We start from the raw sequence: 274 nt of genomic DNA, 5'->3' as shown, positions 1-274 counted from the left end.
CACAAAGTCCGGAGCAAAAAACGAAACAACTCACTGCTTACGTGCAAGGATTAGGAAACTGCCGTTTGTCATTGTCACAAACCGGGTATCGTTTGCGTCCGGTTGCCGAAGTGATTCGTTCGGCTTATGGAACGGAAGCGGAGAAAGCGGCTTTGCTGGCTGCTTTGCAACAGGCAAGCGGCATTCAGGCCGAAGTAAAGGCTGTCTTTCCTAAAACAGAAGATAAGGATGCGGCAGGACTCGCTGCTGTCAGCAGACTGTTTGTTGCTGATAA

General features: G+C 50.0%; 1 protein-coding gene. It reads left to right on the top strand.

Going from position 1 to position 274, the window contains the following annotated elements:
* Positions 1-274: transglutaminase domain-containing protein (locus tag QWY29_RS20495; RefSeq protein WP_300963068.1), on the top strand; the 274-nt coding region annotated here is incomplete at both ends.

Source organism: Nocardioides abyssi (assembly GCF_030412915.1).
GTDB lineage: Bacteria > Actinomycetota > Actinomycetes > Propionibacteriales > Nocardioidaceae > Nocardioides > Nocardioides abyssi.
This window is presented reverse-complemented; position numbering and strand designations above follow the sequence as displayed.